The sequence below is a fragment of the Synechococcus sp. CCY 0621 genome (assembly GCF_019038465.1).
GTDB lineage: Bacteria > Cyanobacteriota > Cyanobacteriia > PCC-6307 > Cyanobiaceae > Cyanobium.
Genome location: NZ_JAFKRH010000009.1, coordinates 55299 through 63611, shown reverse-complemented (window position 1 = coordinate 63611; position 8313 = coordinate 55299). Strand labels below are relative to the sequence as shown.

The following is an 8313-nucleotide window of genomic DNA, read 5'->3' as shown; positions in this document are numbered from 1 at the left end:
CCCCCCCCACCCAGGAGCTCCCCAGCGAGCGGCCGCCGGTGGAGAGCGAGCCGGCACCACCGGCGGCGCCGAACAATCCCGTGGCGGCTCCCCGCTCCCGCGATGCCGCCGTGCCGCCGCCGCCCCCTCCGGCCGACGTACCCGCCCCGCTGCCGCCACCGCCCCCCGTCGTGGCGCCACCACCTCCCTAGGTGGGCGCCTGCAGCACCGCCGCATAGAAGCCGTCGCCGCCGCCCCGTTCCGCCTCGGGGGGTTCCGGCCACCACTGGCGCTCCTGCAGCAGGGACCACCCCGGGTGGGCCTGCAGCAGCCCATGGATCAGGGTGCCGTTCTCGCGCGGTTCCACCGTGCAGGTGGCGTAGACGAACCGGCCACCGGGGGCCAGCAGGGGCAGCAGGGCTTCCAGGAGCTGGCGCTGCAGGGTCACCAGGCCGGCAATGGCGTCCGGGGTGATCCGCCAGCGGGCGTCCGGGTGGCGGGCCAGGGTGCCCAGGCCGGAGCAGGGGGCATCGAGCAGAACGCGATCAAAGGAGCCGCGCCAGTGGGGCTTGGCTTCGGCGAGGGCGGTGGCATCGAGCGCCAGGGAGCGAATGCAGGTGAGTCCGAGGCGCTCGGCGTTGCGATCCAGGCGCCGCAGCCGGGCTTCGGAGCGATCGAGCGCCCACACCTCGCCCCGGTCGCCGATCAGCTCGGCCAGGTGGGTGCTCTTGCCGCCCGGCGCGGCGCAGGCATCGAGGATCCGCTGGCCGGGCTGGGCCTCCAGCAGGGGGGCGATGGCCTGGGCGCTGCGGTCCTGCACGCACCAGAGCCCCTCGGCGTAGCCGGGCAGCTCGCGGGGATCGCCGACCCGCTCCAGCAGGGTGAGGCCGTGGGGCGCACCGGGCAGGGCGCGGGCGGCCACACCGGCGGCGGTGAAGCGCGCCAGCAGCTCGTCGCGGCTGGTGCGCAGGCGATTGGCGCGCAGGTCGAGGGCCGGCACCGCATTGCAGGCCAGGGCGAAGGCCTCGGCCCGCTCGGGCGGCAGCCAGCCCAGCAGCTCGGCGCTGAGCCAGGGAGGCAGGGAGCGGCGCAGGGCCAGGGCGGCGGCGGCATCGGCCGGCAGCGGCAGCCCGTCCCAGGGCTCGTGGCAGGGCTGCAGCTCGCGCCGCCGCAACAGGGAGCGCAGCATCCCATTCACCACCGGCGCCAGGCGGCCCAGCCCGACGCGCTTGGCCAGGGCCACGGTGGTGCTCACCGCCGCCGCCGCCGGCACCCGATCACTGAACAGCAGCTGGTAGAGCCCCACATGCAGCAGCCAGCGCAGGGCGGGCGGCTGGCGCAGGGCGGACACCTTGCCGAGGGCATCGATCCAGCCATCCAGCAGCCGCCGCTGGCGGATGGCGCCATAGGCGATCTCGGTGGCCAGGCCGCGGTCGGCCGGCGACAGGCCACCGCCGGCGCGGGCCAGGGAGGCCAGCTCCCGCTCCAGGGCGGCATCGGCGTAGGCGCCGGCCGCGACGGCCTGGAGCACCTGCCAGGCCAGCTGCCGCGAGGCCAGGCCGGGGACGGTATCGCCGGGAACAGTGTCGCGGGCGTGAATCGGCGGGCTCCCGAGACGGTTCACTCCTTTGTACAGGAGGGCTCGGCAAGCTCCAGCGGTGGCCGCCAACGGTGCCGGGCCAGGGGCAGGCAGCCGTCGGGAGCCACGGCGATCCCCTCGGCCAGCAGCAGTTCGCGCTGCATCCAGTCGCTGCCTTCACGGCCGGGGCTCATGGCGATGCGCCCCTGGGCATTCACCACCCGCTGCCAGGGCACTTCCGAAGGCAGGGGCAGGCGCCGCAGGGCCCAGCCCACCTGGCGGGCGCAGCCGTAGGCGCCGATCAGCTCGGCCACCTGGCCGTAGGTGGCCAGCTGGCCGAAGGGAATGCGCCGCACCATCGCGTAAACGCGGCTGTCAAAGGGAGGCTCCGTGATCGCAGCAACCCTGGGCATGGCCGTGAAGCGGGCAAGGTCGATGATGGCGTTTTACCAGGCCCATGCCGCTGCTGCCCCGCCGCTTCGAGCGCCTGCGTGCGGTGCTCGATCGCCGCATGGGCGATCTGACGGTGCTGCTGGAGCATGTGGACAAGCCCCACAACCTCTCGGCGATCCTGCGCAGCTGCGATGCGGTGGGGGTGCTCGAAGCCCATGCCGTGAGCCTGAAAGGGCGGGTGCCCACCTTCAACCGCACGGCGCTGGGCAGCCAGAAATGGGTGGCGCTGCACCGGCACGAGCGCAGCACCGACGCCATCGCGCTGCTGAAGGCCGACGGCTTCCGGATCTACGGCACCCACCTGGGGGCCGACGCGGTGGACTACCGGAGTTGTGATTTCACCGGGCCCACGGCCTTCGTGCTGGGGGCAGAGAAGTGGGGGCTGGGCGAGGCCACCGCCGCCGCGATCGACCAGCCGATCGTGATCCCGATGGCGGGGATGGTGCAGTCGCTCAATGTGTCGGTGGCGAACGCGATCCTGCTGTTCGAGGCCCTGCGGCAACGGCAGGCGAAGGGCTGCCTGCCCAGCCGGGGGGAGGGGGTGGCCCCGGAACGCTATGGGCCGCTGCTGTTCGAGTGGGCTTACCCCCAGGTGGCCGACTGGTGCCGCCACGAAGGGCGCCCCTACCCGGCCCTCAGCCCCGAAGGCGCCATCCTCGAGGAGCTGCCGCGGGGGGTGCGTCTGCGCTGCTGATCGGAGCGGCCCACCGTTGGCGGACAACGGACCGGTCAACCGGCCCAGATTTCTGCCAGCTGCAGCTGCAATCCAGAGAGTTCTCCACCGGCCTCCAGCACCAGGGGCTGCTCGAATCGCTGCGGTTCAGCGTTGGCCGACCACACCTCCACGGCCTGTTTGTGGGGCAGCAGCAGCCAGCCCAGACGGGCACCATTGGCCTGGTACGCGCCCATCTTCTGGCGCAGCGCCGACAGGCCGCGGGGGCCTTCGTCGCTGGGGCTTGCCAGTTCCACGACGAGATCAGGGCAGAGCGGGGCGAAACCACGGCGCTGTTCAGGGCTGAGGGCCTGCCAACGATCGAGACGCACCAAGGACGCATCGGGGCTGAGGACGGAGCCATCCGGCAACAGGAAACCGGTGGAACTGTCAAACACTTTCCATCGGCCCTGATGCCGCGCGAAACCCTTGAGCTGGAAGATCAGCTCACCATTGCGGGACCCAGTTTCGCCACCCGTTGGCGTCATCACCAGTACCCGGCCATTGGCTGAGAGTTCAAGAACGGATTCACGGTTCTCGTCGCACACCAGGGCGAACTGGTCGGGGGTGAGCCGCAGATCGGCAGGCAGCCTCAACGGCGCGGATGCCGGCGCTGCGTGGGGTGTGGCTGGGCTGGTGGTGAGGGTCATCGCCACGGGCCGGTCATGGTTGCAACTTAGCGAGAGCCGGCCATGGCCATCAGACCTCACCGCGACAGAGGGCCAGGATGGCCTCGGTGCTCAGACCCTGCCGGGGCCGGTGGCCCCGCAGCCTCATCAAGGCCTCCTCACCCCGCTGCTCGGCTTGGCCATCGATCTTTTCCAGCACCACCTGCTCACCCACCAGCCGAAACTGCACCTCGCAGTTGGGATGCAGCCCAGCCTGCTCGCGGATGGCCTGAGGAATCGTGACCTGACCCTTGCTGCTGATCCGCATGTGGATCTGGCGTGGCGCGACAGTAAGAGTCTTACAGCCATCTGTCGCCGCGAAGGGCGCCCCTACCCGGCCCTCAGCCCCGAAGGCGCCATCCTCGAGGAGCTGCCACGGGGGGAGCGTCTGCGCTGCTGATCGGGCCGCCATCAAAGCGGGCGGCGGTGGGCAACCAGAAGGTGAGCGCCAGGGCCAGGATCTCCAGCAGCAGCTGGCGCCCCCCCAGCAGCACCACGAGCACGGCCACGACGGAAAGGAACTTCTGGAAGACACTCCAGACGTCGTCAGGGGTGTTGCCGCCCTTGATCCAGAGATAGACGGCAGACGCCAGCAGGACCAGATCCAACCACCAGGGCATTGCTGCAGCCAGCGAGCATCAAAACGCTACAGGAGGAATTCGGTACCAGCCCAGGCGTTCAGCCGTCTGAGCCCGCCGGAGCCCCACTCAGCCAATGCTCCAGCCCCTCGCCCAGAAACGAAAGACCCAGCACCAAAACAAACATCGCCAGACCAGGGAACAGGGCGGTCCACCAGATGCCGGTGGGCAGGGCCGTCAGGGCCTGCTGCAGATCACTGCCCCATTCGGGAATGGTTTCCGGCAGGCCGAGACCGAGAAATCCCAGCCCCCCCAGCACCAGCACCGCATCGGCGGCATTGAGGGTGAGCAGCACCGGCACCGAGGTGATCACGTTGCGAAACAGGTAGCGGCGCAGGATCCAGGCGGGGCCGGCGCCCAGGGAGCGGGCCGCCTCGATGAACAGCTCGGCCTTCACCTGGGCCGATTGGTTGCGCACCACCCGAAAGTACTGCGGCACGTACACCACGCAGAGAGCGGCGGCGGCATTGGGCAGGCCCCGGCCCAGCAGAAAGGCGAGCACCACCGAGAGCAGCAGCACTGGCAAGGTGTACAGGGTGTCCATCACCAGCACCAAGACGCGGTCGACCCCGCCGCCGAGGTAGCCGCTCACCATGCCGAGCGGAACACCGATCACAAGCGCCAGTACCAGGGCGCTGAGCACCACCTGCAGGGCCACACTGCTGCCGGCGAGGGTGCGTACGCAGACGTCACGGCCGAGGCGATCGGTGCCGCACCAGTGCCCGAACGAGGGTGGAGCGTAAATGGGGTTCTCAAGGCCCGCATTGGGATCGGGCAACAGGCTCCCGTGCACCAGCAGCGGCGTGAACAGGGCGATCAGGCCATAGAACGCCACGATGGCGATGCCCCAGCGGGCCATGCGGGCCGAGAGGCTGCGGGCTCCGAGCCGACTGGTCACCATGGTGCGTGCCTCAGAGATGCGGTGTGCTCGGACCCATCACCAGTACAACGGCTTCGTTATAATAACCAGCCGCGCGAGGATTGAGCTTGTGCTCATGTGGCGTGAGGCGGATTGGCGCAACAGTACCGTTGCCGTGGCGCCAATCCGGACACGGGCTTTCCAAGGGGCAAAGATCGGCCACAAAACTAATACTGGACAAACGTATGGTCGCGGCTTGACCCCTGTCAAGCCAGGCCATCTAAGCCAGCCTGGGGCTGTCTTCACCTTTTTGAACGCGTAGGCGGAAGCCAGCGAGAAGGTTCCCTACAAGGTTGCAAGACAATTCTCACGCTGGTATAATGTGAAGCGATTGCGCCTCTCAACTCCAGAGAGCCTTATTTTTTTTGGCCAAGCGTCGTTCCCCCCTGCCCAACCGATGACCAGCGCTCGCCTGCTGATCGTCGACGACGATCCTGAGATGCGCGGCTTCCTCACCTCCGAGCTGGCCGTTGAAGGGTATGAATGTGAAGAAGCGGCCTGCGGGCAGCAGGCCCTGGGCAGGATCCGCAGCCAAACCTGGGATCTGGTACTGCTCGATTGGAACCTGCCGGATTTCAGCGGCGTGGAAGTATGCCGTCGGATGCGCAAGGGCGGCATTTCCACGCCCGTGCTGATGCTCACGGCCCGTGATGAGGTGCAGCAACGGGTGGAGGCGCTCGATTCCGGCGCCGACGACTACCTGATCAAGCCATTCTCGATCGAGGAACTGCTGGCCCGGGTACGGGCCCGCCTGCGCCGCAGCGGCATCGATGAACAGGAAGGCGGTGTGCTGCGGATGGCCGATCTGGAAGTGAATCCCGCCAGCCGTGAAGTGGCCAGAGGCGGTGAATCGATCCATCTCACGGCCAAGGAGTTTGATCTGTTGATGCATCTGCTGCGTCACCCCAACCAGGTGCAGGAACGCCGCGCCATCCTCGATGCGCTCTGGGGCGAAAACTGGCTGGGTGACGACAACCTGCTGGATGTGTATGTGCGCTACCTGCGCCGCAAACTCGAACCGGCGGGGCAGCCCACCCTGATCCAGACGGTGCGCGGCGTCGGCTTCATGCTGAAGGAAGGGCCGCCCCGCTGAGCACGTCGCGGCTGCTGATCGTCGAAGACGACCCGCGCATGCGCACCTTCCTGGCCGGCGAACTGAACTGCGAGGGCTACAACGTCAGCGAAGCCGAAGACGGCCAGGGGGCTCTGATGCACCTGCGGGATGCCAACACCGATCTGGTCTTGCTCGACTGGACGCTGCCGGATTTCAGTGGTGTGGAGATCTGCCGGCGGTTGCGTTCCAGCGGTGACATCACCCCGGTGCTGATGCTCACCTGCCACGACGACATCCGCGACCGTGTCGAAGCGCTCGATTCCGGCGCCGACGATTACATCCTCAAACCCTTCTCCATCGAGGAGCTGCTGGCCCGCATCCGCGCCCAACTGCGGCGCACCGCCTACTGGCGCGGCGTGGCCAATTCCGATCTGCTCAGCTGCGCCGATGTCACGGTGAACACGGCCACCCGGGAGGTGACGCGGGCCGGCGAAGCCATCTCCCTGTCCGTGCGGGAATACGACCTGCTGCTGTGCCTGCTGCGCGGAGCTGGAAGGGTGGTGGCGCGAGAAGACATCCTGCGCGAGGTGTGGGGCGAGAACCACTTCGGCGACGAAAACCTGCTGGGTGTTTACATCCGCTATTTGCGCCGCAAGCTCGAACCCGAAGGCCTACCCACCCTGATCCAGACGGTGCGCGGCGTGGGCTTCATGCTCCGAGAAGGGGAGCTGCGGCCTTCAGACGCAACTGGAAATCAGCCCCCCCTTCCGGCCCATCCGCAATCGAAACGCTCCCCCCCATCGCTTCCATCAGCGCCCTGACCACCGCCAGGCCCACGCCACTGCCAGGGATGGCGCTGCTGTGCCGCCCGCGGCCGAAGCGCTCGAAGATCAGCGCCTTTTCGCTGTCCGGCACGCCGGGGCCCGAATCGATCACATGCACCACCACCCGATCGAGGCTGGCATCAAGTCGCAACTGAATCGGGCCGGCGCCTGGATCGTATTTCTGGGCGTTTTCGATCAGGTTGGCCAGACACTGCTCGAAGCGATCGGCATCGCCCAGGGCGAAGGTGCGTGCGGTCTGGGTGGCTCCGGGGCAGAGGCGCAGCCGGCCGTAGCAACGCGAGCGCAGCCGCTCCGCCACCCGCTCGATCGCCTGGGCCACATCGAAGGGCTCATGGGGCATGAGGGTGCGATGGGCCTCGATGCGGGTGAGAGCCAGCAGATCCGCCACCAGCCGGCCCATACGGCCAGCTTCGTCTTCGATCAAGGCCAGCTGCTCGGCCTGCTGCTCAGAGAGATCGTTGGAGCGGCGCCGCAGGCTGCTGGCGTAATTCCGGATCAGGCTGATGGGGGTGCGCAGCTCATGGCTTACGCCATTGGCAAAGCTGCGCTGGCGCTCCCAGGAGGCCGAGAGGCGATCGAGCAGATCGTTGAAGGCCAGGGCGATTGGAGCCAGTTCCGTGGGTTGGGAGGCCACCAACACCCGTTGGCTGTCGAGGGTGTCGGTGCTGATTGCCTGCATGCGCTGGCCCAGTTCATCAAGGGGCGACAGACCCCTCAGCAGCACCGGCCTCAAGAGCAGACCCGTGAACAGGGTGGCGATGCCAGCCGCCGCCACCAGCAGGATCAGCAGCAGCCGCTGCTGGGCCAGTTTCTGGGTGATGTCCTCCAGGAAGCGGAGGCGCACCGTTTGGCCCCCCAGCTGGATCTGCTGGGCACTGGAAAGAAACGTAAGCCCACCCACCCGCACCACCGCCACCTGATCGGAGCCGCCCGTGGGCCGTGGCAGCCGTGCCAGCGAAAGACCGGTGGGGATGGAAAACAAGCGGATCTGGGGGGCGGCTCCATAGGGAATCCCCTGGTCGGTTTCCACCCAGGCCAGGAAGTTGAGGCTGATCAGCTGGGCCAGGGTGTCGCTGATGGCATCGAGGCGTTGGTGAGCGGGACTCCGGGCCAGAAGCACCTGGCGCACCGAGGCCGCGGTGGCACGGTGCTGGTTGCGGCGTTCCTGGCTGGCCAGCAGGGCGGTGGCCACGATCAGCAGGCCATAGCCGCCCAGGACAGCCAGCAGACTCAAGCCCAGAAGCCGCCGCCGGATCGAAAAACCACCGACGAACGGACGGGAGAGTCCCAGCGCCCGAGAAAAAGCCGGGAGGTTCATTAGAGTTTCATTAGACCTCATTGAGATCCTGTACCTTTTTGATCGTAATGGGGCATGAAAAATACGCCATGATGTCTCGATCGAACTTGAGCCCCACCCCCCGCATTGCAGGTAGGGCCTTGGATCTGAACCTTAGGTGCCATAGCAT

The 8313-nt window shown here is 67.8% G+C and carries 11 protein-coding genes; 4 read left to right on the top strand and 7 right to left on the bottom strand.

The window, feature by feature from the left end; genetic code table 11:
* Nucleotides 1-191, top strand: a 191-nt coding sequence (locus KUG43_RS01990) for a hypothetical protein (RefSeq protein ID WP_216905537.1), incomplete at its 5' end; no start/stop codon positions are given.
* Here the strand turns inward: KUG43_RS01990 and KUG43_RS01985 are convergent.
* The gene (locus KUG43_RS01985) at nt 188-1603 is read right to left on the bottom strand and encodes a 16S rRNA (cytosine(967)-C(5))-methyltransferase (RefSeq protein ID WP_216905535.1); all 1416 of its coding nucleotides are present in this window, start codon (nt 1601-1603) and stop codon (nt 188-190) included. The two genes, KUG43_RS01990 and KUG43_RS01985, sit on opposite strands and share 4 nt — an antisense overlap.
* Nucleotides 1600-1971, bottom strand: a complete 372-nt coding sequence (locus tag KUG43_RS01980; RefSeq protein ID WP_216905533.1) for an MGMT family protein — start codon at nt 1969-1971, stop codon at nt 1600-1602. The genes KUG43_RS01985 and KUG43_RS01980 overlap by 4 nt, the downstream gene beginning before the upstream one ends.
* Nucleotides 1972-2015: 44 nt before the next feature.
* Between KUG43_RS01980 and trmH the strand changes: the two genes are divergently transcribed.
* Complete coding sequence (gene trmH / locus KUG43_RS01975; RefSeq protein WP_216905532.1) at nt 2016-2705, top strand: tRNA (guanosine(18)-2'-O)-methyltransferase TrmH; 690 nt, start codon at nt 2016-2018, stop codon at nt 2703-2705.
* 35 nt (nt 2706-2740) lie between these two features.
* On the opposite strand, the gene KUG43_RS01970 is transcribed toward trmH, so the two are convergent.
* The 4 genes from KUG43_RS01970 to KUG43_RS01955 form a co-directional block, all read right to left on the bottom strand.
* The gene (locus KUG43_RS01970; RefSeq protein WP_216905530.1) at nt 2741-3373 is read right to left on the bottom strand and encodes a Uma2 family endonuclease; all 633 of its coding nucleotides are present in this window, start codon (nt 3371-3373) and stop codon (nt 2741-2743) included.
* A 49-nt stretch (nt 3374-3422) separates the two neighbouring features.
* Entirely contained in the window at nt 3423-3659 is a 237-nt protein-coding gene (locus KUG43_RS01965; protein WP_216905528.1) for an AbrB/MazE/SpoVT family DNA-binding domain-containing protein, read from the bottom strand.
* A 73-nt stretch (nt 3660-3732) separates the two neighbouring features.
* Nucleotides 3733-4011: a hypothetical protein gene (locus tag KUG43_RS17200; protein WP_216905526.1), complete on the bottom strand. Its 279-nt coding sequence runs from the start codon at nt 4009-4011 to the stop codon at nt 3733-3735.
* 58 nt (nt 4012-4069) lie between these two features.
* Nucleotides 4070-4930, bottom strand: a complete 861-nt coding sequence (locus KUG43_RS01955) for an ABC transporter permease (RefSeq protein ID WP_216905524.1) — start codon at nt 4928-4930, stop codon at nt 4070-4072.
* Between the two features lie 415 nt (nt 4931-5345).
* Here KUG43_RS01955 and KUG43_RS01950 point away from each other — a divergent pair, with 415 nt between their 5' ends.
* Both KUG43_RS01950 and KUG43_RS01945 read left to right on the top strand, forming a co-directional pair.
* Entirely contained in the window at nt 5346-6041 is a 696-nt protein-coding gene (locus KUG43_RS01950) for a response regulator transcription factor (protein ID WP_106220558.1), read from the top strand.
* The gene (locus KUG43_RS01945) at nt 6038-6823 is read left to right on the top strand and encodes a response regulator transcription factor (protein ID WP_286194314.1); all 786 of its coding nucleotides are present in this window, start codon (nt 6038-6040) and stop codon (nt 6821-6823) included. Before KUG43_RS01950 ends, KUG43_RS01945 begins: the two co-directional genes overlap by 4 nt.
* Here the strand turns inward: KUG43_RS01945 and KUG43_RS01940 are convergent.
* Nucleotides 6711-8081, bottom strand: coding sequence for a sensor histidine kinase (locus tag KUG43_RS01940; RefSeq protein WP_216905522.1), 1371 nt, complete (start codon nt 8079-8081; stop codon nt 6711-6713). The genes KUG43_RS01945 and KUG43_RS01940 overlap by 113 nt on opposite strands.
* Between the last annotated feature and the right edge of the window lie 232 nt (nt 8082-8313).